This is a genomic window from Eikenella exigua, from assembly GCF_008805035.1.
Classification (GTDB): Bacteria; Pseudomonadota; Gammaproteobacteria; order Burkholderiales; family Neisseriaceae; genus Eikenella; species Eikenella exigua.
The window spans coordinates 480879-503324 of record NZ_CP038018.1; the positions used below are offsets into that span (position 1 = coordinate 480879).

At 48.9% G+C, this 22446-nt stretch carries 17 protein-coding genes, 2 tRNA genes, 3 rRNA genes and 1 pseudogene; 6 read left to right on the top strand and 17 right to left on the bottom strand.

What is annotated here, in order from left to right; translation table 11 throughout:
- Positions 1-5 precede the first annotated feature (5 nt).
- From rfbC to minC, 16 genes and pseudogenes are all read right to left on the bottom strand, one after another.
- Positions 6-550 (bottom strand): annotated as a pseudogene (rfbC, locus tag EZJ17_RS02545) (dTDP-4-dehydrorhamnose 3,5-epimerase).
- Between the two features lie 213 nt (positions 551-763).
- Positions 764-1201 carry a hypothetical protein gene (locus tag EZJ17_RS02550; RefSeq protein WP_067441680.1) on the bottom strand — a complete coding sequence of 146 codons (438 nt, stop codon included), beginning with the start codon at positions 1199-1201 and terminating at the stop codon, positions 764-766.
- Between the two features lie 20 nt (positions 1202-1221).
- Positions 1222-2088 carry a glucose-1-phosphate thymidylyltransferase RfbA gene (gene rfbA, locus EZJ17_RS02555; RefSeq protein WP_067441682.1) on the bottom strand — a complete coding sequence of 289 codons (867 nt, stop codon included), beginning with the start codon at positions 2086-2088 and terminating at the stop codon, positions 1222-1224.
- Positions 2089-2125: 37 nt separating this feature from the next.
- Positions 2126-2500, bottom strand: coding sequence for a hypothetical protein (locus EZJ17_RS02560; protein WP_082888167.1), 375 nt, complete (start codon positions 2498-2500; stop codon positions 2126-2128).
- 13 nt (positions 2501-2513) lie between these two features.
- Complete coding sequence (gene rfbB / locus EZJ17_RS02565) at positions 2514-3584, bottom strand: dTDP-glucose 4,6-dehydratase (protein WP_067441689.1); 1071 nt, start codon at positions 3582-3584, stop codon at positions 2514-2516.
- Positions 3585-3605: 21 nt separating this feature from the next.
- Positions 3606-4667 (bottom strand): glycosyltransferase family 4 protein, encoded by a 1062-nt coding sequence (locus tag EZJ17_RS02570; protein WP_067441692.1) that lies wholly within the window; start codon positions 4665-4667, stop codon positions 3606-3608.
- Positions 4660-5766 carry a glycosyltransferase family 9 protein gene (locus EZJ17_RS02575; protein ID WP_067441695.1) on the bottom strand — a complete coding sequence of 369 codons (1107 nt, stop codon included), beginning with the start codon at positions 5764-5766 and terminating at the stop codon, positions 4660-4662. Before EZJ17_RS02575 ends, EZJ17_RS02570 begins: the two co-directional genes overlap by 8 nt.
- Positions 5767-5787: 21 nt before the next feature.
- On the bottom strand, positions 5788-6999 hold the full coding sequence (locus EZJ17_RS02580; RefSeq protein WP_167508165.1) for a glycosyltransferase family 9 protein: 1212 nt from the start codon (positions 6997-6999) through the stop codon (positions 5788-5790).
- A 29-nt stretch (positions 7000-7028) separates the two neighbouring features.
- Complete coding sequence (locus tag EZJ17_RS02585; protein ID WP_082886537.1) at positions 7029-8102, bottom strand: glycosyltransferase family 9 protein; 1074 nt, start codon at positions 8100-8102, stop codon at positions 7029-7031.
- Positions 8103-8134: 32 nt separating this feature from the next.
- Positions 8135-9046 carry an FkbM family methyltransferase gene (locus EZJ17_RS02590; RefSeq protein WP_197474140.1) on the bottom strand — a complete coding sequence of 304 codons (912 nt, stop codon included), beginning with the start codon at positions 9044-9046 and terminating at the stop codon, positions 8135-8137.
- 129 nt (positions 9047-9175) lie between these two features.
- The gene (gene glyS / locus EZJ17_RS02595; protein ID WP_067441705.1) at positions 9176-11239 is read right to left on the bottom strand and encodes a glycine--tRNA ligase subunit beta; all 2064 of its coding nucleotides are present in this window, start codon (positions 11237-11239) and stop codon (positions 9176-9178) included.
- Between the two features lie 112 nt (positions 11240-11351).
- A complete protein-coding gene (gene glyQ / locus EZJ17_RS02600) occupies positions 11352-12263 on the bottom strand; it encodes a glycine--tRNA ligase subunit alpha (RefSeq protein WP_067441707.1) in 912 nt (303 codons plus the stop codon).
- 237 nt (positions 12264-12500) lie between these two features.
- The gene (locus EZJ17_RS02605) at positions 12501-13421 is read right to left on the bottom strand and encodes a hydrogen peroxide-inducible genes activator (RefSeq protein ID WP_067441710.1); all 921 of its coding nucleotides are present in this window, start codon (positions 13419-13421) and stop codon (positions 12501-12503) included.
- Positions 13422-13424: 3 nt separating this feature from the next.
- Positions 13425-13697 carry a cell division topological specificity factor MinE gene (gene minE / locus EZJ17_RS02610; RefSeq protein ID WP_067441713.1) on the bottom strand — a complete coding sequence of 91 codons (273 nt, stop codon included), beginning with the start codon at positions 13695-13697 and terminating at the stop codon, positions 13425-13427.
- Positions 13698-13700: 3 nt separating this feature from the next.
- Positions 13701-14513 carry a septum site-determining protein MinD gene (minD, locus tag EZJ17_RS02615; protein WP_067441717.1) on the bottom strand — a complete coding sequence of 271 codons (813 nt, stop codon included), beginning with the start codon at positions 14511-14513 and terminating at the stop codon, positions 13701-13703.
- A gap of 129 nt (positions 14514-14642) precedes the next feature.
- The gene (gene minC / locus EZJ17_RS02620) at positions 14643-15362 is read right to left on the bottom strand and encodes a septum site-determining protein MinC (RefSeq protein ID WP_067441720.1); all 720 of its coding nucleotides are present in this window, start codon (positions 15360-15362) and stop codon (positions 14643-14645) included.
- Between the two features lie 208 nt (positions 15363-15570).
- Between minC and ruvC the strand changes: the two genes are divergently transcribed.
- The 6 genes from ruvC to rrf all read left to right on the top strand — a co-directional run bounded on the left by ruvC (position 15571) and on the right by rrf (position 21808).
- Positions 15571-16107, top strand: a complete 537-nt coding sequence (ruvC, locus tag EZJ17_RS02625; protein WP_067441723.1) for a crossover junction endodeoxyribonuclease RuvC — start codon at positions 15571-15573, stop codon at positions 16105-16107.
- A 314-nt stretch (positions 16108-16421) separates the two neighbouring features.
- Positions 16422-17962, top strand: a 16S ribosomal RNA gene (locus tag EZJ17_RS02630).
- Positions 17963-18030: 68 nt separating this feature from the next.
- Positions 18031-18107: transfer RNA gene (locus EZJ17_RS02635), tRNA-Ile, on the top strand.
- Positions 18108-18142: 35 nt separating this feature from the next.
- Positions 18143-18218: transfer RNA gene (locus EZJ17_RS02640), tRNA-Ala, on the top strand.
- A 330-nt stretch (positions 18219-18548) separates the two neighbouring features.
- Positions 18549-21519: ribosomal RNA gene (locus EZJ17_RS02645) — 23S ribosomal RNA — on the top strand.
- 176 nt (positions 21520-21695) lie between these two features.
- Positions 21696-21808, top strand: a 5S ribosomal RNA gene (rrf, locus tag EZJ17_RS02650).
- The 16S, 23S and 5S rRNA genes sit together here with 2 tRNA genes alongside, the layout of an rRNA operon.
- Before the next feature lie 224 nt (positions 21809-22032).
- Here rrf and EZJ17_RS02655 read toward each other — a convergent pair.
- Positions 22033-22320 carry a putative quinol monooxygenase gene (locus EZJ17_RS02655; protein ID WP_067442604.1) on the bottom strand — a complete coding sequence of 96 codons (288 nt, stop codon included), beginning with the start codon at positions 22318-22320 and terminating at the stop codon, positions 22033-22035.
- Between the last annotated feature and the right edge of the window lie 126 nt (positions 22321-22446).

The following is a 22446-nucleotide window of genomic DNA, read 5'->3' on the forward strand; positions in this document are numbered from 1 at the left end:
GATGTTTAATCAAACAATACGGCTTGGTTCAGCGGTTTGCCGGCGAGGTCTTTGGGCGAGAGCTTGGGCTCGCCTTGCAGCGGCCATTCGATGCCGACTGCGGGGTCGTTCCACAGCAGGGAGTGTTCGGCTTTGGGGTTGTAGTAGTCGGTGCATTTGTAAACGAATTCGGCCTCTTCACTCAATACATAGAAGCCGTGGGCGAAGCCTTCGGGCACCCAGGGCTGGTGTTTGTTTTCGGCGGAGAGGACGGCACCGGCCCATCGGCCAAAAGGGGGGGGGAATTGCTGCGCAGATCGACGGCCACGTCGAACACTTCGCCGGCAATCACGCGCACGAGTTTGCCTTGGGTGTTTTCGGTTTGGTAGTGCAGGCCGCGCAAAACGCCTTGGCCGGATTTGGAGTGGTTTTCCTGCACGAAGATGCGCGGGGCGATGTGTTCGCGAAACCAGTTGTCGCGGAAGGTTTCCATAAAGAAGCCGCGCTCGTCGCCGTGGACTTGGGGCTGGAGGAGTTTGACTTCGGGGATGGCGGTGGGGAGGATGTTCATGATGGGGTACTTTGGTAGTTGGTGGTTTCAGGTAGCCTGGGTTATTTCCTGTGGTTGAGCTGGCTCAGCACTTGGGTGTTGCTGTAGAAGCTGATGGGTTTGCCTTCGGTGTTGGTGAGGCGGAAATGTGTCCAGCCGTTGTTTTAAGTTTGGGCGGTAGCGGGCATGGTGGCAAGGAGTAGGGCTTGGCACATGGGGCTACCTGAAAAGGGGTTACGGATGTTCGCTACGCCGGTTGCGGATGTCTTCCATTTCTTGCAGCAGGTGCATATAGCGGGGGTAGAGCGGTGCGATGCGGGCGCGGTTGTCAGGCGTACAGAATTGTTGCAGGCGCTCAGGGCTGCGCATGATGGCTTCGTAGTGCTTGGTTAAGTCGGAGAGTTCTTGGCGTTGCTCTGGAGTAAGGGCGCAGCGGTTGAATTCTTCATTGTCGGATTTGCTGTTGAGCTTGCCAATAGCATACCAGCCGATCATGGCTTGGCGGCGGATTTGTTCGGTGTCGCCTTTTTCGCAGTAGCGGCTGTCTACAAACATTTCCATGCTGTCGATAACGGCTTGTTTGCATTCGGCCGGGCTCATGGGGCGGATAAAAGAGATGTCGGCGCGGGCCAGAGGGGCGGCGAGCAGGAAGATAAGGAGGATTGGTTTCATGATTGGTAAGCAGAGTGAGGTTATTTTTCTAGCAGCCGCAGCAGGTATTGGCCGTATTGGTTTTTGGCCATGGGTTTGGCCAAACCGGCTAATTGTTCGTTGGAAAGCCAGCCGTTGCGCCAGGCAATTTCTTCGAGGCAGGCTACCTGAAGGGCTTGCACGTTTTGGATGGTGCGCACAAATGAGGCGGCTTCGTGCAGGCTTTCGTGTGTGCCGGTATCGAGCCAGGCAAAGCCGCGGCCGAGCAGTTGCACGGAAAGGCTGCCATCTTCGAGATAGAGTTGGTTGAGGTCGGAAATTTCGAGTTCACCGCGTGCGGATGGCTTGATTTGTTTGGCGAATTCGACCACGCGTTTGTCGTAGAAATAGAGGCCGGTTACTGCCCAGTTGGATTTGGGTTGTGCGGGTTTTTCTTCGATAGATAGGGCTTTGAGGTGCTGGTCGAATTCGACCACGCCAAAGCGCTCGGGGTCTTTCACTTGGTAGGCGAATACCGTGGCGCCGTGGGTTTGGGCGGCGGCTTGCTGCAGGGTTTGGGTGAAGGATTGGCCGTAGAAGATATTGTCGCCCAATACGAGACAGACGTTGTCGCTGCCGATAAATTCTTCGCCAATGATGAAGGCTTGGGCAAGGCCGTCTGGGCTGGGTTGTACGGCGTATTGCAGGCGGATGCCGAAGTCGCTGCCGTTGCCAAGCAGGCGGCGGAAGGTGGCGTTGTCTTCGGGGGTGGTGATGATGAGGATGTCGCGGATGCCGGCGAGCATTAACACCGATAGGGGGTAGTAAATCATCGGTTTGTCGTATACGGGCATGAGTTGTTTGGATATGTCGCGCGTGATGGGATACAACCGTGTGCCGGAACCTCCGGCGAGGATGATGCCTTTCATGCTTTAACCTAGCCTGTTGTCTATTTAGTTAATATGTTTACTCTGCACCCAGCAGTTTGCCGTTGTAGCGGCCGAAGAATTCGCTGATTTCAAAGAATACTTCTTTGCGCTCACCATGAGGGCCGACTACGCTGATGCGGTCGTAAATGCCGTTTTGGCTTTGAATCAGGGCTTGGCCAATTTTACGGTAGCCTGGCATGTTTTGGGCAATCCAGCGATTTTCGGCGGCAATGCCGCGCGGGGTGTCGTTTTCGTGGATAACCACAGCGCGCTCTTGGCTGCTGCCGTCGGCGCGTTGCTGCTGCTGGGTGGCAGCGGGTGCGCGGTGGGGGTGGGTTTTGGCTTCCACATTGCCGGATAGAGCGAGGCCGAGGGCAAGGAAGCTGAGCAGTATGCTATTACGGATGCTCAATAGGATCTCCGAATTATGGGGTTGATAAGTGGCCAAGCCGCTCTAAACGGTAACGACCATCGAGGATGCGTTGCCACCAAATTTTGTTATCCAGGTACCATTGTACGGTTTTGCGCATACCGGATTCAAAGGTTTCCTGTGGCTGCCAGCTCAGCTCGCGGCCGATTTTGGCGGCATCGATGGCATAGCGCAGGTCATGGCCTGGGCGGTCGGGCACAAAGGTAATTAGGTCGGTATAACGCGACACGCCAACGGGTTTTTCGGGCGCCAGTTCTTCCAGTAAGGTACAGATAGTTTGTACTACTTCGAGATTGGTTTTCTCGTTGTGGCCGCCGATATTGTAGCTCTCGCCGATTTTGCCTTGGGTAATGACTTGATACAGCGCGCGGGCATGGTCTTCCACAAAGAGCCAATCGCGGATTTGCTGTCCGTTGCCGTAAACAGGCAATGGTTTACCGGCTAGGGCATTCAGAATCATCAGCGGAATGAGTTTTTCAGGGAAGTGGTAGGGGCCGTAGTTGTTGGAACAGTTGGTGATGATGGTGGGCAGGCCGTAGGTGCGCTGCCAGGCGCGTACAAGATGGTCGCTGGAGGCTTTGCTGGCGGAATAGGGGCTAGACGGGGCGTAGGGCGTGGTTTCGGTGAATAGATTATCCGTGCCATGCAGGTCGCCATACACCTCATCGGTGGAGATATGATGGAAACGGAATACTGAGCGACGGTTTTCAGGTAGCCTTTGCCAATAGGCACGGGCAGCTTCAAGCAGGTTAAAGGTGCCGACAATATTGGTTTGGATAAATTCACCAGCACTGTCTATGCTCCTATCCACATGGCTTTCTGCTGCCAGGTGCATCACCGCGTCGGGCTGATATTGGGCAAATACGTGGTCGAGCTCGGTACGGTTGCAAATATCAATTTGCTCAAAGGTATAACGGGGGCTACCTGAAACTTCTGCCAAGGATTCGAGGTTGCCTGCGTAGGTGAGCTTGTCGAGGTTGATAACAGAATCTCGAGTGTGACGGATGATATGGCGGATAACTGCCGAGCCGATAAAGCCGGCACCGCCGGTGATGAGGAGGTGCATAAAGCAGATACCTGGAGTGTTCTAACTATGTTCCAGCGCTTCCAGCATGGCATAGAGCTTGGTTATATGATACTCGAGAGTAGGATTGTAAGTTAAAGCTGCTAGTGGGTTGTCGATTTTATGTCGGCCTTGCTGTTTAAGAGCAACAGCTTGGCGAATAGCTTGATCCAAACTGTGCTTATCTTCCCGCGAGAAGAAGAAGCCTGCCTCGTTATTCATAACTTCGCAGCATGCTATATTTTCCGATAAAACAACTCGAGTGCCACATAACACTGATTCCACGCCCACTAAGCCGAAAGGCTCATATAGCGAGGCCATGATGGTGTAATCAGCGGCGCGGTAAAGATCTGGCATATTTTTGCAAAAGCCTAACTCCTGCACGTTTGCAATCGGATAAGGAAGCGGTGACCCGGCAACGGCAAGCCGGATGGGCAAGGTAGTGGTTTTAAAATAATCTGCCAATAAATCTAATCCTTTGCGTTTATGGCCTGTGGACGGGAATAGGAAAATAACGTCCTCATCTTTCCACCCATATTGTTGCCGGATAGAGGCAATTCCTTCTGAATGGCGGATGAAGCGGCTTGTATCGGCAGGCGGGTGGATTGTTTGGATTTTTTGTGCCGGAATATTATATAGATTAATCAGCTCCTGACGCATCATTTCTGAGTGCGCCATAATGGATTTTGCAGTGGTATAATTGGTACGATTCCGATATACAGCCAATTTGTCAATCAAGTTTGGCGATTGCTCCATGGCTTTCAGGTAGCCTAAATGAGTCCCACCACAAATATAAATATCGGCATAATCAGAAGGGTTGCAGGCAATCAGATATTCATCAGTGTGATGAATTTTATTTAGCTGTCTGGTAAAGAAAAATGGCCGCAGTTTTTTCAGAGTATGTTTTTGATTAATTAATACCGGTTGAATTTTGGAGTATTCCGGTAAGCTATGATCAAATTTCGAGGCATAAACCGTAACTTTTTTTCCATCATTTGAAAGCTGCTTTGCCAAATCAATCGTATAACTTTCTATTCCACCACCAGTGGCGAATTTGTGGGTACTTAATGCGATGGGTTTATGCATTTTGTTGCTCCAAAATGGTGGTGATTTGTTGGTTTAACCAGTTTGCAGCTTTTGCAATAGGGAAATCTCCACGATGTTGCCAGCTAATTTCCTCACTTTCTGAAAAACATTCCTCAGAGTGGGAAACTGCCATAAAATGGGGAACATCTTTGTGATGCAGTGGGCCCCATGTATTTATATTATGGTCAACATAAAAACTTAGAAGAGGTTTTTTCAGGGCACACGCTAAATGCACGGTGCCACTATCTACCCCAATAACAATATCAGATGATGCTGTTAGCGCAATATATTCTTCTAGTGAGGTCTTTGGAGCAAGTGATAAATCAATGTCAGAAGTACATAATAGTTTTAATTTTTTAAAATATTCTTCTGAGTTTTTAGTGTTGCATACAATAAATTTAGCTTGGCTAAAATAATTTTTATTGAACAAGTTCAGTAACTCTGATAACTCTTTTTCTGGCAAGCATTTAAAAGGAACGCTACCCTGCGGTGCTAAAAATATACGAATCTTCTTTTCGGTATCACATTGCCAGAATTTCCCAGAAATTTGTTCAGTTAGATGGATTTTTAATTCTGGGATAGCCTCTGGGATAGAGAAGTATTGGGAGAAAGATGATGTATGTAAATGTCGAACTACGTGATCCTTTGGATTGTAGGGACAGTAAAAGTCATAGTTATGAACATTTTGCATAGAGTAATATTTACGTGCCCGTTTTTTAAAAATCATAATAGCACGAGGAGAAAGAATAGATGAAGCAGTAATGCTTCTACTATCCAGGCATTCACCAAAGTCTAGGAGTAAATCCCATTTTTTTCGCTGCCTAAGATAGTTGATAGGAGTTCTATCTATCGTTTTATCTATTAATGGAGAGTTGGAAAAAATATTTTTATTTCTATTAGTAACCAGTACGCCCAATTGGATATTTGAGTAAATGTTTTTTAATTGCTTGGCATAAGCTAGATTGATAATTGCATCGCCGACAGCATCCCCTAATGGGCGGATTAGGATGGATTTTATATTATTAAAATCAAATCCAATAGAGTGTCGCTTTTGACCAAACAGTCGGATAATAATTTTTTTTGAAAATGGAATGTTCATAATGTTAATGGTAATGAATTACTAGAACACTTCTAAAGAGTCGATGGCTTCATTGATGCGATAAGTTAAATCTATTGAGCTAGCTTTGGATATATAGTCATAGTCCACAACAATTTGTATGCTGTTTGGGTTATTTGGATGCCAGAAAACCGTGCTAATAGAGAAGAAGTTAGATATTTTGTTAACTGGTATGCCATATAAACCATATTCCATTTGGGTGTAATATAGCCAGTAGTTGTATTTTATTAGATCTAATTCGCTCTGTGGAGGGCTTGGTATATGAACTTTGGATGAGTGTGGGTAAATGGCGATGGTATTCTTATTGAAAGTGGTTGCAATGTGAATAATTGATGTGTCAACACTAACAATTAACTTTGCTTTCTTCACCAAAGGAATTATATCAATAATATTTCTAGATTGAAAAATAATGCTTTCGCTAAATCCTAGTATGCTTAGTTTTTCTTTTTCTCCAGTAATAAAGATTTTATACCCTAAGATATTCAGTTGATCGTATATGCATTGAGCTTGTTTTGGGGATAAACAGTGCGTGTTTTTACTACCAAGTGGATTAAATATTATGAAATTTTTCTCAGATACTTGGCTTGCAACATAGTCCTCTTCAGCTTGAGAAAAAAATAAGTCATAAGACATGTCTCTATAAGTTATATTTTTACCAAATATATCTAATATTCTTCTTAAAGGTTCGATTACATGTACTTGTTGCAATTTGCAAGGGATAGTTACATTAAAAGTTTTAAACATATCCTTATTACAACCAATTAATATTGGTGATTTTATCAATGCATGATAAAGTAAGTCTTTATAGGATGGTTTTCTCGCAATGCGTACTTCGATGGCTAAATCAAAATTCTTTTTTCTAAGTAATAATAAGGAGTAAAAGAAATTTGTTAGTTTGTTATCATTGTAAAGAAAGGTTTCTTTTATATAAGGGTTATATTTTAATAAATCCAAAGATTGTTTTCGTGATGAAACAGAAACTTCATAACCTAATTCTACTAAGTTTCTAAGCAGGCCAGTACAGACTACAGTGTCACCAATTACATTATTGAATATTAATAATATATTGCCTTTTTTGGGTAAGTTGGATACAGGTTTTCTTGCAAATATTGTGTCGATAGCTAATAAAGGTAAGTAATAGAAGAAAATTTTTGCCTTCTTGTAGGTAAATTTACGCTTATAATTCCATAATTTTAACTTATATTTAAGTGACATTTTGATCTTTATTATACAACCAACCGACATTACGAAATTTGTTGGGATAACCATTTTACTGCCAACTCAATAGGGAAATTTTCAGTAGCTACTGGGTTGTTATTGTTTTGAGAGGCGGTAATCATCAAGTGAGGAGTGTTTGGATTTGATAATGGATACCAAGTATCTATATTATGTCGTGCATAGAAGCTTAATAATGGTTTTTGTAATGCACACGCTAGATGGACAGTTCCACTATCTACGCCAATGATAATATCTGCTGATGCTGATAAAGCTAAATATTCTTTTAAAGTAGTGGGTGGTGATAGACCTAATAGTATGTCATAACGGCATAATTCCTTGAGAGTTTGGAAATATTCTTTGCTACCAATTGTGTATCCCATTAATACCCTGATTCTGGAGGATGCGGGAAGACTTTCGTTAAGTAGTTGTGCTAACTCTGAGGGGGGAACTTGTTTTTTCAATTGAGCATTCCCTTGAGGGGCTAGCAGTATATTTAAAGTTTTGCCAAGATTGGCAGGTAGGGTAAATAGCCTATCCCAAATAGGCGACACTTTATCTATTTCCACGTGTGGAATTGTTAATTTCGGAATAATTCTCGGTAAGTCGAAATATTGACCAAATATAGAAGTCTGAAGATGATTTACGACATGACTATTTGGATCAAACGGGCAGCAGAAATCATAATTAGAAATTGTCTCGCGATTATAGTATTCTTTATCTTGTTTAGAGAAAATTATTGTCGTCTCAGGAGATAAGATTTTATCAGCGATTAAATCAGGGGTATTGTATGTTTCTCTGAAGTCTAATAGTAACTGCCATTTTTTATGATTTTTCGTATATTCAAGAAAATTACAAGGAATAATTGTATCAAAGAGATTACTTGCTATAAATAAATCTCGGTTTCGTCCAGCCATAATACCTAACTTTAGATTTGGATATATACTCCTTAATTGTTCTGCAAAAGCGAGATGTATCAGGCTGTCACCTAAGGCAAAACCAAATGGGCGAATTAGAATTGATGATATATTATTCAAATCAAAGTTGTTGCACTTCTTTTTTCTCCCAAATAAATAAGCAATAATCACTTTGGATAATTTCATATAATTATAAGCCGTTAATTAAGATAAATTGTTTAAAAGTTTGGCTTGTCTACGTCAGGATGAAATAAATGGACATCTGTAAGCTCATTATCCTTATTTATTCGCTGTTTCAGATATATTGCATAATAGTGTAAGGCTTCAGAATGTTCTTTTTTTTGCCATAGCCGTTTGGAAAGTAAGCGGTATTCACTATGCCCTACCTTAAGGTGATCTAAGATTGGGTCACTTTTATGAATGGCTAATAGGTTGATATCTTTGGTGAAGAATGTGTATCCAAGGCTTTGGAAAAAATCAACTATTTTATCTCCGCCAGATTTTAAGATTTCGACCAACATAACGGGTCTATTTTTTTTAATGCTATCTGTTGCGCCATTTAACACTTCTATTTCCATTCCTTCCACATCCATTTTGATTAAGTCAATTCGTGACAAATCTAAAGTGTCAATAGATAGCAATGGTACTTTTTGTGTATGCTTCTGATAGTCTATTTGTTGGCCAATAAACTCATTATGGTCAGAAGGGCGTAGTTCTAAGCTACCAAACGATGCATGTTTGGTATAGTCAGGAACTGGTATATCCAAGAAGTGGGTAGATGGATCTGGTAGTATTTTGGTATTACCTAAAGCAGCGTGAATGGCTTTTACATTGAAACAGTTATTTAAAGCTATGTTTCCTGCTAAGGCATAATAAATACGTTCTTGAGCTTCAAAAGAAATAACGTTACCCCATCCTGTCATTTCTATGCCCCAGGCAATGGTATGTGCACCTATATTCGCACCACAATCTAGTGCAACCACTCCTTCGCCATGATAATTCTTACGTAAATTCAGTAGGTTCAGAACTAGTTCGATTTCGGAAGGGTCGAAACTACCTTGGCTGAGATATTGATATCCTACTCCATAACAATTACCTTGTTGATCATAGGCATAATCTTGGTGATTCACGATCATTGTTCCGGTATTTGTAGATGTCAGCACGAATGGTAACGGGCGGTGAATATGCTTCATAAAATTATTTCCAAGTATTAAAGTTGAGATTAGTAATAAAATGCTTGATATTTCAGGTAAATTTAGCTACTCGCTCAACACAGCAATATCCGCCACCGCGTTCATCTGCTCTGCCAAGCGGTTCAGCAGTTTCAGGCGGTTTTGTTTTACGGCGGGGTCTTTCGTCATTACCATCACGCCGTCGAAGAAAGCATCGACTTGCGGCTTGACAGAGGCTAGTTCGGATAAGGCCGTCTGGAAATTGCCTTCGGCAATGGCGGCGGTAATTTTCGGTTGCAAGCCGTGAGTGGCGACGTACAGGGCTTTTTCTTCGGCCTGTTTCAGCAGGCTTTTATCGACTTCTCCCAGCGAGGCATCAGCTTTTTTCAGCAAGTTTTGTACCCGTTTGTTGGCGGCGGCGAGCGCAGTGGCTTCGGGCAGTTGTTTGAACGCGGCGACGGCTTGTAGTTTGGCAGTCAAATCGTCCAAACGGCGCGGCTGTTTGGCAAGTACGGCAGCAACGATGTCTTGCGGATAGTCGTTTTGCAGCAATATGGCAAGGCGCGCTTGCATGAAGTCGGCGGTTTCAGACGGCGTTTTCTCGTTGAGCAAACCTTTGGGGAAGCTGTCGAAGGTCGTCTGAATCAGCTCGTTCACGTCCAAACCATACTGCATCAGCATCCGCAGAATGCCCAAAGCGGCGCGGCGCAGGGCGTAGGGGTCTTTGTCGCCGGTCGGGATCAAACCGATACCCCAAATGCCGACCAAGGTTTCCAGCTTGTCGGCCAGCGCTACGGCGGTGGCGGTTTTGCTTTCAGGTAGCCTATCGCCGGCAAAACGCGGTTGATAGTGCTGCTCGATGGCATCGACGATTTCTTCGGTTTCGCCGTCCAAGCGGGCATAGTATTTACCCATCGTGCCTTGCAGTTCGGGGAACTCGCCAACCATTTCGGTAACCAAGTCGGCTTTTGCCAAACGCGCGGCGCGTTCGGCTGCGGCGGCATCCGCGCCCAAAGCCTTGGCGATGTGGGCGGCGATGTTTTGCAGGCGTTCGATGCGTTCGGCTTGCGAGCCGATTTTGTTGTGATACACCACGTTTGCCAGCTTGGGCAGGCGGCTTTCCAAAGTCGCTTTTTGGTCTTGTTTGTAGAAGAACTCGGCATCAGACAGGCGCGCGCGCAAAACGCGTTCGTTGCCTTGGATGATGTGAGACGGGTCTTCGGTTTGCAGGTTGGAGACCAACAGAAAGCGGTTCATCAGCTTGCCGTTTTGGTCGAGCAGCGGGAAGTATTTTTGGTTTTGCTGCATGGTCAGAATCAGGCATTCTTGCGGCACGGCAAGGAAATGTTCTTCAAAACTGGCTTCCAAAACAACGGGGTATTCGACCAGCGCGGTAATTTCGTCCAGCAGGGCTTCATCGGCGGCTACGGTGGCTTTCAGGTAGCCTGCTTGTTCGTTCAAGGCCGTCTGAATCGCGGCCTTGCGCTCGGCAAACGAAGCAACGACTTTGCCTTGCTCAAGCATTTGTGCGGCGTAGTTGTCGGCATTTTCAATTATGATTTCGCCGTTGGAAAGGAAGCGGTGCCCCAAGGTTTGATGGCCACTTTGCAGACCCAAAACGCTGACGTTCACGATGTTGCCGCCGTGCAGCACAATCAACCCGTGAACAGGGCGCACGAAGGTAAACGTGCTGCTGCCCCAACGCATCACTTTTGGAATCGGCAGTTTCTTAACGGCTTGATTGATAATGTCTTCCAAGAGTTCACTCAACGGTTTGCCGGTTTGGACGTATTCGTAGGCGTACACATCCTGCTTGCCGTCGTGGACGATGGTCAAGTCTTCGATTTTTGCCCCTGCACCGCGCGCAAAACCTTCCAAAGCCTTAGTTGGTGTACCGTCTTTCATGGCATTTGCCACGGCAGGGCCTTTTTTCACGATTTTCTGGTCGGCTTGAACGGCTTTTACGTTTTTGATTTGAACAGCCAAACGGCGTGGCGATGCGTAGGCAGTGTATTCGGCCGCGTCGTCAATCAGTTGCGCTTTTTCCAAGCCTTCGGCAATAGAAGCGGCGAAGTGGTTGCCAAGATGGTTCAGAGCCTTGGGGGGGAGTTCTTCGGTGAGGAGTTCGATTAAAAGGGTTTGGGTGTTCATTGCAGCGTGTCGTTTGGTTTCAGGTAGCCTGCCGTTGCTGTAGATAGTGCTGGGCTTTTGATCAGGAGGCAGGCGGCACTTGTTTGTTAGATTGGTGAGAATTCTAGCATTTTCAGGCTGCTTGCGCCTTGTTTTTAATCAGCGGGAAGCCCAGTTTCTCACGACTTTCCACATATTTCTGCGCCACGGTGCGGCTCAGCGCACGGATGCGGCCAATGTAGGTGGCACGTTCGGTGACGGAAATAGCGCCGCGTGCGTCTAAGAGGTTGAAGGTGTGGCCGGCTTTGAGGACGAGTTCGTAGGCAGGGAGGGCAAGGCTGGTGTCTTCCACGGCCAACAGGCGTTTGGCTTGCGCTTCGTAGTCGTTGAATTGGCGCAGCAGCCAGTCGGCATCGCTGTATTCGAAGTTGTAGGTGGATTGTTCGACTTCGTTTTGGTGGTACACGTCGCCGTAAGTTATGGTGTTGCCGTCCAGCGTTTTTGCCCAAACGAGGTCATAAACGTTTTCTACGCCTTGCAGGTACATCGCCAGGCGTTCGATGCCGTAGGTGATTTCGCCTAGCACGGGGGTGCAGTCGATGCCGCCGACTTGTTGGAAGTAGGTGAACTGGGTGACTTCCATGCCGTTGAGCCAGACTTCCCAGCCTAAACCCCATGCGCCGAGGGTGGGGTTTTCCCAGTCGTCTTCCACAAAGCGGATGTCGTGCACTTTGGGGTCGATGCCCAATTCGCACAGGGAATCGAGATAGAGGTCTTGGATATTGGCCGGGGCGGGTTTGAGGGCGACTTGGAATTGGTAATAGTGCTGCAGGCGGTTGGGGTTGTTACCGTAGCGGCCGTCTTTGGGGCGGCGGCTGGGTTGAACATAGGCGGCAAACCACGGTTCGGGGCCGAGCGCGCGCAGGCAGGTGGCGGGGTGGGATGTGCCGGCGCCAACTTCCATATCGAGCGGCTGGAGCAGGGTGCAGCCTTGGGCGGCCCAGTAGTTTTGCAGTTTGAAGATGATTTGTTGGAAGGTGAGCATGGTTGTGTGGGAAAGTTGGAAAAATAATGGCGGTATTGTACTTGGTTTGCCGATTAAACAAAACAAAGCTAAAGGCTACCTGAAAAATGGTTGTGGGGATTTCAGGTAGCCTTTTCATCTTTAAAGGCATGGCTGAAGCACTTTGCTTCATCAGGCATTATGGTTCACTGCTTGCCAGCCGTTTTAAGGCTACCTGAAAACTAATCGGACGATTTCAGGTAGCCTCTGCTAAACCGGCTAGGCTTCGGCAAAACGCACACCGGTGAGCTGGGATTTCAGGATGGCCTGGCGCAGCGCCTGCAGGGCTTGGGGGCGTATGAAGTTGCGGCGCGAGGCCAATACGATGCGGCGACTGGGCACTGGCGGTTCGAAGGGGATGATGGAAAACAGCAAGTGGTCGTTATCGGTGAGGGCGCTGGAGGGCAGCACGCTGATGCCCAGGCCGCTGGCCACCATGTGGCGGATGGTGTTGATGGAGCTGCCTTGTAGGGTGTTGGCCAGGCCGAGAATGCGCTGGCGGGAGGCCAATTTGCTACAGCTTTCTAAAACTTGGTCGCGCATGCAGTTACCTTCGCTGAGCAGCAGCACTTGCTGTTCTGTCAGCTGCTGCACAGATATGGCATCGAGCTCTTCAAATTCGTGCTCCTTCGGCACGATAACGAAAAACGGTTCGCTATAAAGCGGCTCGGTGATGATACCGGGCTCTTGGAAGGGCTCGGCCACCACGATGGCGTCCAATTCACCTTTTTTCAGGGAATCGGTGAGGTTGGCGGTGTGGTGCTCTTCCAGCATCAGGGGCATATCGGGTGCCACTTTGCGCAGCGATAAAATCAGACGCGGCAAAAGATAGGGAGCCACGGTAAAAATCAGCCCCAACTTGAACACGCCAGCCAGCTCATTTTGCTCGGAGGCGGCCAGATGTTTGATACGGTCGGCTTCTTCCAAAACACGGTGCGCCTGGGTGATGATGCGCTCGCCGGTTTCGGTGGGTCTGACTTCGTTGCTACTGCGGTCGAATAGCGAAACCGAGAGTTCTTCCTCCAACTTTTTAATGGCGATGGAGAGGGTGGGCTGGCTGACGAAGCAGCGTTGGGCGGCGCGGCCGAAGTGGCGTTCTTGTGCAACGGCCACAATATAGCGCAATTCGGTCAGGGTCATGGCTTAGCCTTCTTCGCTTTTGCGTTGGAAGTCAGGCAGGATGATGTTGAGCTCCAGCACGTCCACACCGTTTTGTGTTTCCTGTGAGATACGGATATCGTCGAGGGAAACGTGCACGTATTTCGATAATACCCCCAACAGCTCTTTCTGTAGGGTGGGCAGGTAGTCCGGTGCTTGGGATTTCACGCGCTCCTGTGCAATGATGATTTGTAGGCGGTCGCGGGCGATGCTGGCGGATTTGGGCTTTTTGCCGAACAATATATCAATCAATGACATGGCTTACCCTCCGAACAGGCGTTGCAGGAAGCCTTTTCTCTCTGCTTCCAAAAAACGCATTGGCCGGTTTTCGCCCAGTAGGCGGGCCACCACGTCTTTATAGGCTTCGGCGGCAGGTACGCCTTCTTGATGGATCACAGGCAGGCCAACGTTGGAGGCTTGCAGCACGTTTTGCGATTCGGGAATCACACCCAAGAGCGGGATGCGCAGTACGTCTTCGATGTCTTTTACCGAAAGCATTTCGCCGCTTTCTACACGATCGGGATTGTAGCGGGTAATCAACAGGTGTTCTTTCACTTGCTCGCCTTTTTCGGCATGGCGGCTCTTGCTCTGCAAAATGCCCAAAATGCGGTCGGAATCGCGCACGCTGGATACTTCGGGGTTGGTGGTAACGATGGCTTCATCGGCAAAATACAGTGCCATCAGTGCGCCGGTTTCGATGCCGGCGGGCGAATCGCAAATCACAAATTCGAAGTCCATTTTTTCGGTGAGCTCGGTGAGCACGTGTTCCACGCCTTCGCGAGTGAGCGCGTCTTTGTCGCGGGTTTGTGAGGCGGGTAGAATGAACAGGTTGTCGCAGTGCTTGTCTTTAATCAACGCTTGGCGCAGCGAGGCTTCGTTTTGGATAACGTTGATTAAGTCGTACACCACACGGCGTTCGCAGCCCATGATGAGGTCAAGGTTGCGCAGGCCGACGTCGAAATCGATAACGGCGGTTTTGTGTCCTTTTAGAGCCAGGCCGCTGGCGATGCTGGCGCTGGTGGTGGTTTTGCCCACACCGCCTTTACCGGAGGTTACTACAATAATTTTTGCCACGGTTATGATCCTTTCCCTTATGTGAATCTGTTTTGTTGAAATGGGTTGTTACGTTTGGCGGGCTACCTGAAGAAGGCTACCTGAAAATGGTTTGCCGCCGTTTGTATTGTGTAGCTAAATAAAGTTGTTTCAAATAATCTTGTTGAGGGCGGCGATGGACAGCCGCTCTTTTTGCAAATATATCTGCACGGCCTGACGGTGGAGGTGCGGCGGCAGCTGTTGGTCGAAAGTGCGGTAGATGCCGGCGATGGATACCAGCTCGGCCTGCATCGATTGGGCAAAAATACGGGCATTTTGATCGCCGCCGGCACCTGCTAAGGCACGACCGCGCAGGGGAGCGTAAATATGAATATGGCCATCGGCAATCACTTCGGCTCCTTCGTTCACTAAGCCCAACACGATAAGGTCGGCATTTTCGGCATACACCTGCTGACCGGTGCGGATAGGTTTCTCCACCACAAGGGTTTGGCGCACGGCAGGAGCGGGCGGTATGTTGGGCGTTTCGTGTTGCGTGTTTTCAGGTAGCCTTTTGTGTTCTTCACCATTGGCGTTATCGCTGCAAAAGGCTAAGTGATGGGCGCGGGCGGCAGCCTGCCATTGCTCGTCGTGATGGCGCAGGGTGCCGATGGGTAGGCTGTGCTCGGCAAACAGACCGAGCAGGCTGTCTAAATCTAGGTTGTCCGGCGAGTCGAATGCCTGCACGTCAAGCAGCAGCGGCATATCGCTGAGCTCGCGGTATTGTGCGGCGCGCTCGGTGAGGGTTTGTCGGATGGTCGCCAGCTCGGCGGTATTGAGCTGGATGGCGAGCGCGTCGAGACGGGCGGATTTGATGTCGAATGCTGGCTTCATCGGTGCGATGGAGTCGTAATTTAAGAATTGAAACGGCTCGCAGTTTACCGTTTTATGTAGGCTACTTCAAATCTGTGTGACTCTTGGCTTATATCAGGCTACCTGAAAACTTGGCTTATAATAATGCGGCGAATCGGTTTTCAGGTAGCCTGCTTGGCAAGCCGGAGGCTACCTGAAAACCAGTTTGAGTAATTTAAAGGGAAAAACTATGCGGAAGCCGATACGGATTTTGGGCATCGACCCGGGCAGCCGGGTAACGGGATTTGGCGTTATTGATGTGCTGGGGCAGAATCAGAGCTATGTGGCATCCGGCCGCATCAAAACCATTCCCGGCGACGAGCTGGCCGGACGAATCGGCATTATCGTGCAGCACATCGGCGAGATTATCGATACTTATCGACCGAACCAAGCGGCGGTGGAGCAGGTGTTTGTGAACGTCAATCCCGCTGCCACGTTGATGCTGGGGCAGGCGCGCGGGGCAGCAGTGGCAGCGTTGGTGCTGCGCGGGTTGCCTGTATATGAATACACGGCTTTGCAGGTGAAACAGGCGGTGGTGGGGCAGGGTAAGGCAGCCAAGGAACAAGTGCAGCATATGGTGGTGCAGATGCTGAGGTTATCAGGGAAGCCGCAAGCCGATGCGGCCGACGGTTTAGCCGTGGCGCTTACCCATGCGTTACGTAATCATAGTTTGGCAGCGAAATTGCGCAATGCTTCGCAGATTAAAGGTGGCCGGTTTCAGATTTGATTTTCAGGTAGCCAGTAGTCAGTTGTATTTATGCCGGGTAAATTTCATTTCACCTTAGTGATTTAGTTTTTGTTTGTGGATATTTTGTTTTCCGGTATTTGACAAAATATTTTGGTAGGCGTATAGTCCGCATCTTCGCTGTTCCTTACGGCACGGTTTTGTTGTCGGTTTTACGGTTCAGCAGCTCTTTAACAATCAGATTACCGATAAGTGTGGGTGTTTTACACCTGCACTGTTGAGAAGAAGACAAGACGATGTTTAACATTGTTCTGTCGATTTCTTTGAAGCAGACCAGAAGTATTAAGTTAGAGATTGAACATAAGAGTTTGATCCTGGCTCAGATTGAACGCTGGCGGCATGCTTTACACATGCAAGTCGAACGGCAGCGGGGTAGTGCTTGCACTACTGCCGGCGAGTGGCGAACGGGTGAGTAATATATCGGAACGTACCGAGTAATGGGGGATAACCAATCGAAAGATTGGCTAATACCGCATACGTCCTGAGGGAGAAAGCGGGGGATCGCAAGACCTCGCGTTATTCGAGCGGCCGATAACTGATTAGCTAGTTGGTGGGGTAAAGGCCTACCAAGGCGACGATCAGTAGCGGGTCTGAGAGGACGATCCGCCACACTGGGACTGAGACACGGCCCAGACTCCTACGGGAGGCAGCAGTGGGGAATTTTGGACAATGGGGGCAACCCTGATCCAGCCATGCCGCGTGTATGAAGAAGGCCTTCGGGTTGTAAAGTACTTTTGTTCGGGAAGAAAAGGAGGGTGCTAATACCACCCTTTGCTGACGGTACCGAAAGAATAAGCACCGGCTAACTACGTGCCAGCAGCCGCGGTAATACGTAGGGTGCGAGCGTTAATCGGAATTACTGGGCGTAAAGCGAGCGCAGATGGTTATTTAAGCAGGATGTGAAATCCCCGGGCTCAACCTGGGAACTGCGTTCTGAACTGGATAGCTAGAGTGTGTCAGAGGGGGGTAGAATTCCACGTGTAGCAGTGAAATGCGTAGAGATGTGGAGGAATACCGATGGCGAAGGCAGCCCCCTGGGATAACACTGACGTTCATGCTCGAAAGCGTGGGTAGCAAACAGGATTAGATACCCTGGTAGTCCACGCCCTAAACGATGTCGATTAGCTGTTGGGCAACTTGATTGCTTAGTAGCGTAGCTAACGCGTGAAATCGACCGCCTGGGGAGTACGGTCGCAAGATTAAAACTCAAAGGAATTGACGGGGACCCGCACAAGCGGTGGATGATGTGGATTAATTCGATGCAACGCGAAGAACCTTACCTGGTTTTGACATGTACGGAACCCTTTAGAGATAGAGGGGTGCCTTCGGGAGCCGTAACACAGGTGCTGCATGGCTGTCGTCAGCTCGTGTCGTGAGATGTTGGGTTAAGTCCCGCAACGAGCGCAACCCTTGTCATTAGTTGCCATCATTTAGTTGGGCACTCTAATGAGACTGCCGGTGACAAACCGGAGGAAGGTGGGGATGACGTCAAGTCCTCATGGCCCTTATGACCAGGGCTTCACACGTCATACAATGGTCGGTACAGAGGGTAGCCAAGCCGCGAGGCGGAGCCAATCCCAGAAAACCGATCGTAGTCCGGATTGCACTCTGCAACTCGAGTGCATGAAGTCGGAATCGCTAGTAATCGCAGGTCAGCATACTGCGGTGAATACGTTCCCGGGTCTTGTACACACCGCCCGTCACACCATGGGAGTGGGGGATACCAGAAGCAGGTAGGGTAACCGCAAGGAGCTCGCTTGCCACGGTATGCTTCATGACTGGGGTGAAGTCGTAACAAGGTAGCCGTAGGGGAACCTGCGGCTGGATCACCTCCTTTCTAGAGAAAAAGTAGGGGTAGAGCATCCACACCTATCGGTAATCGGATACAGATGCGAAGAGAATGTTGGGTTTGTAGCTCAGCTGGTTAGAGCACACGCTTGATAAGCGTGGGGTCGGAGGTTCAAGTCCTCCCAGACCCACCAGTAGGCGTAGAGTGGAGCAGATCCGCCCAGGTACTGGGGGCATAGCTCAGTTGGTAGAGCACCTGCTTTGCAAGCAGGGGGTCATCGGTTCGATCCCGTTTGCCTCCACCACACAATACTTTCCAAATAAAAGTATGCTAAATATGCGAGCAAGCTGTTACATGTTGCAGTTTTGAGCGGTAGTTTATTTTTATTTGCGAAGTCAAAACGCATCGATCTTTAACAAATTGGCAAGCCGAAATCAACAAACAAACGAAGTAAGGCTTATCCTAAAGATAAGTCATACAGAAATTTGGGTGATGATTGTATCGACCGAATCCTGAAACGCAAAAGGCAGGGTTCGGACACAACAAGCAGTAAGCTTTATCAGAGTGGAGGCCTTAAGCCCCAGCTGTAGTCAACGCAGCGCGGGCGAAGTCAAAGAGGCGCTTCAAATGATAGAGTCAAGTGAATAAGTGCATCAGGTGGATGCCTTGGCGATGATAGGCGACGAAGGACGTGTAAGCCTGCGAAAAGCATCGGGGAGCTGGCAATAGAGCTTTGATCCGGTGATGTCCGAATGGGGGAACCCACACAGCAATGTGTATCCTAAGCTGAATATATAAGCTTAGAGAAGCGAACCCGGAGAACTGAACCATCTAAGTACCCGGAGGAAAAGAAATCAACCGAGATTCCGCAAGTAGTGGCGAGCGAACGCGGAGCAGCCTGTATGTGATAGCCGTCGGGATAGGAGAAGGAATTGGAAACTTCCGCCATAGTGGGTGATAGCCCTGTATCCGAAATTCCGGCAGTGGTACTAAGCATATGACAAGTAGGGCGGGACACGAGAAATCCTGTCTGAAGATGGGGGGACCATCCTCCAAGGCTAAATACTCATCATCGACCGATAGTGAACCAGTACCGTGAGGGAAAGGCGAAAAGAACCCCGGGAGGGGAGTGAAATAGAACCTGAAACCTGATGCATACAAACAGTGGGAGCACTTTATTGTGTGACTGCGTACCTTTTGTATAATGGGTCAACGACTTACATTCAGTAGCGAGCTTAACCGGATAGGGGAGGCGTAGGGAAACCGAGTCTTAATAGGGCGTCATAGTTGCTGGGTGTAGACCCGAAACCGAGTGATCTATCCATGGCCAGGTTGAAGGTGCCGTAACAGGTACTGGAGGACCGAACCCACGCATGTTGCAAAATGCGGGGATGAGCTGTGGATAGGGGTGAAAGGCTAAACAAACTCGGAGATAGCTGGTTCTCCCCGAAAACTATTTAGGTAGTGCCTCATGTATCACTTCCGGGGGTAAAGCACTGTTATGGCTAGGGGGTCATTGCGACTTACCAACCCATGGCAAACTCAGAATACCGGAAAGTGCAATCATGGGAGACAGACAGCGGGTGCTAACGTCCGTTGTCGAAAGGGAAACAACCCAGACCGCCAGCTAAGGTCCCAAATGATAGATTAAGTGGTAAACGAAGTGGGAAGGCTTAGACAGCCAGGATGTTGGCTTAGAAGCAGCCATCATTTAAAGAAAGCGTAACAGCTCACTGGTCGAGTCATCCTGCGCGGAAGATGTAACGGGGCTCAAATCTATAACCGAAGCTGCGGATGCATGCTTCATTAAAACAGCTTGCCGGAGCAAAGTGACGGAAAGCGCCCATCAAAGTCGAGTATGGTAGATGGGGTTAGCTGTTTTAATGAAGCGTGCATGGTAGGGGAGCGTTCTGTAGGCCTGAGAAGGCGTTTCGTAAGGAATGCTGGAGGTATCAGAAGTGCGAATGTTGACATGAGTAGCGATAAAGCGGGTGAAAAGCCCGCTCGCCGAAAGCCCAAGGTTTCCTGCGCAACGTTCATCGGCGCAGGGTGAGTCGGCCCCTAAGGCGAGGCAGAGATGCGTAGTCGATGGGAAACGGGTTAATATTCCCGTACTTGATTTAAGTGCGATGTGGGGACGGAGAAGGTTAGGTCAGCAAACTGTTGGAATAGTTTGTTCAAGCTAGTAGGTGGAAGAATTAGGCAAATCCGGTTCTTCATAACACCGAGAAGCGATAACGAGTATCTACGGATACGAAGTGACTGATACCACGCTTCCAGGAAAAGCCACTAAGCTCCAGCTTAAATCGAACCGTACCGCAAACCGACACAGGTGGGCAGGATGAGAATTCTAAGGCGCTTGAGAGAACTCGGGAGAAGGAACTCGGCAAATTGATACCGTAACTTCGGGAGAAGGTATGCCCTCTGAGGTGAAGGATTTACTCCGTAAGCTTTGGAGGGTCGCAGAGAATCGGTGGCTGCGACTGTTTATTAAAAACACAGCACTCTGCAAACACGAAAGTGGACGTATAGGGTGTGACGCCTGCCCGGTGCTGGAAGGTTAATTGAAGATGTGAGAGCATCGGATCGAAGCCCCAGTAAACGGCGGCCGTAACTATAACGGTCCTAAGGTAGCGAAATTCCTTGTCGGGTAAGTTCCGACCCGCACGAATGGCGTAACGATGGCCACACTGTCTCCTCCCGAGACTCAGCGAAGTTGAAGTGGTTGTGAAGATGCAATCTACCCGCTGCTAGACGGAAAGACCCCGTGAACCTTTACTGTAGCTTTGCATTGGACTTTGAAGTCACTTGTGTAGGATAGGTGGGAGGCTTAGAAGCAGAGGCGCTAGTTTCTGTGGAGCCGTCCTTGAAATACCACCCTGGTGACTTTGAGGTTCTAACCCAGGTCCGTAAACCGGATCGGGGACCGTGCATGGTAGGCAGTTTGACTGGGGCGGTCTCCTCCCAAAGAGTAACGGAGGAGTTCGAAGGTTATCTAGGTCCGGTCGGAAATCGGACTGATAGTGCAATGGCAAAAGGTAGCTTAACTGCGAGACCGACAAGTCGAGCAGGTGCGAAAGCAGGACATAGTGATCCGGTGGTTCTGAATGGAAGGGCCATCGCTCAACGGATAAAAGGTACTCCGGGGATAACAGGCTGATTCCGCCCAAGAGTTCATATCGACGGCGGAGTTTGGCACCTCGATGTCGGCTCATCACATCCTGGGGCTGTAGTCGGTCCCAAGGGTATGGCTGTTCGCCATTTAAAGTGGTACGTGAGCTGGGTTTAAAACGTCGTGAGACAGTTTGGTCCCTATCTGCAGTGGGCGTTGGAAGTTTGACAGGGGCTGCTCCTAGTACGAGAGGACCGGAGTGGACGAACCTCTGGTGTACCGGTTGTCACGCCAGTGGCATCGCCGGGTAGCTAAGTTCGGGAAGGATAAGCGCTGAAAGCATCTAAGCGCGAAACCTGCCTGGAGATGAGACTTCCCTTGCGGTATAACCGCGCTGAAGAGTCGTTCTAGACCAGGACGTTGATAGGTGGGGTGTGGAAGCGCGGCAACGCGTGCAGCTAACCCATACTAATTGCTCGTGAGGCTTGGCTCTATCATTTGAAGTGCTTTGCGGTGTGGAGACACCGGGAAGGGCACTCATAGAGAATAAAGCTTACTGGAATCGATACACATTACCCGATTGTTTGGTTAGTATAGCCGGACAGGACAGTTTGATTTGATTGGCCGGAGTGGACGCTACCGGCGGCTTGACGATTTGTACAGTTTAAGTTTGGCGGCCATAGCGGTTTGGTCCCACGCCTTCCCATCCCGAACAGGGCCGTGAAACGAACCAGCGCCGATGATAGTGCGGATACCCGTGCGAAAGTAGGACACTGCCAAACACCTATTTACGACACCCGCCTGATGGCGGGTGTTGTGCTTTGTGGGAGTATGATGAAAGGAATGGATGGAAATCCGGGATAGCGGTACAGTGTGAGTTGGAAAAGGAAGTGGGGATAAAGAAACGAGAGAGAAGAGGAGATGAAGAAATGGGTGAGGAATGGAACGAGGAAAGGAGAGAGGCTAGCTGAATGTTCGACTAGCCTCTCTTGCTTTGGCAGGAAAATTATTTAATCTGTGTATAGAGTTGGATAACCGGGGCTTTTTCGCAGGCTTCTACCAAGGTTGGCACAATATGGGTAAAGTGTGCAGAAGCGGAATGGGTATCCAATACAGCTTGGTTTTGCCATAGCTCGATAAAGCTGACTTGGTTGGGTTGTTGGGTATTTTGGTATAGGTGGTAAGACAGGCAGCCGTTTTCCTTGCGGGTTTCGGCAATCAATTCGTCGCAGTGTTGCAGGAATTTATCCAGTTCGGCGGGTTTGACTTCGAATTGGGCAACTACAGTAATCATAATGACTCCTTAGTGTTGTTTGGATAGATGATTGGTAACATTTGATTTAGGCTACCTGAAAGCAGTGTAACAGATTTTCTAGTTAAAGCCGCCGATTTCTTCATACCGCATGCATTCAGCTTGCTG

Excerpts from the sequence above, each read along its gene's own strand:
- glyQ (WP_067441707.1), bottom strand. The coding sequence starts at position 12,263 with ATGCTCACCTTCCAACAAATCATCTTCAAACTGCAAAACTACTGGGCC.
- EZJ17_RS02605 (WP_067441710.1), bottom strand. The coding sequence starts at position 13,421 with ATGACCCTGACCGAATTGCGCTATATTGTGGCCGTTGCACAAGAACGC.
- EZJ17_RS02575 (WP_067441695.1), bottom strand. The coding sequence starts at position 5,766 with ATGAACATTCCATTTTCAAAAAAAATTATTATCCGACTGTTTGGTCAA.
- rfbA (WP_067441682.1), bottom strand. The coding sequence starts at position 2,088 with ATGAAAGGCATCATCCTCGCCGGAGGTTCCGGCACACGGTTGTATCCC.
- minE (WP_067441713.1), bottom strand. The coding sequence starts at position 13,697 with ATGTCATTGATTGATATATTGTTCGGCAAAAAGCCCAAATCCGCCAGC.
- EZJ17_RS02580 (WP_167508165.1), bottom strand. The coding sequence starts at position 6,999 with ATGTCACTTAAATATAAGTTAAAATTATGGAATTATAAGCGTAAATTT.
- rfbB (WP_067441689.1), bottom strand. The coding sequence starts at position 3,584 with ATGCACCTCCTCATCACCGGCGGTGCCGGCTTTATCGGCTCGGCAGTT.
- ruvC (WP_067441723.1), top strand. The coding sequence starts at position 15,571 with ATGCGGAAGCCGATACGGATTTTGGGCATCGACCCGGGCAGCCGGGTA.
- EZJ17_RS02655 (WP_067442604.1), bottom strand. The coding sequence starts at position 22,320 with ATGATTACTGTAGTTGCCCAATTCGAAGTCAAACCCGCCGAACTGGAT.
- EZJ17_RS02570 (WP_067441692.1), bottom strand. The coding sequence starts at position 4,667 with ATGCATAAACCCATCGCATTAAGTACCCACAAATTCGCCACTGGTGGT.
- minC (WP_067441720.1), bottom strand. The coding sequence starts at position 15,362 with ATGAAGCCAGCATTCGACATCAAATCCGCCCGTCTCGACGCGCTCGCC.
- EZJ17_RS02585 (WP_082886537.1), bottom strand. The coding sequence starts at position 8,102 with ATGAAATTATCCAAAGTGATTATTGCTTATTTATTTGGGAGAAAAAAG.
- EZJ17_RS02550 (WP_067441680.1), bottom strand. The coding sequence starts at position 1,201 with ATGAAACCAATCCTCCTTATCTTCCTGCTCGCCGCCCCTCTGGCCCGC.
- glyS (WP_067441705.1), bottom strand. The coding sequence starts at position 11,239 with ATGAACACCCAAACCCTTTTAATCGAACTCCTCACCGAAGAACTCCCC.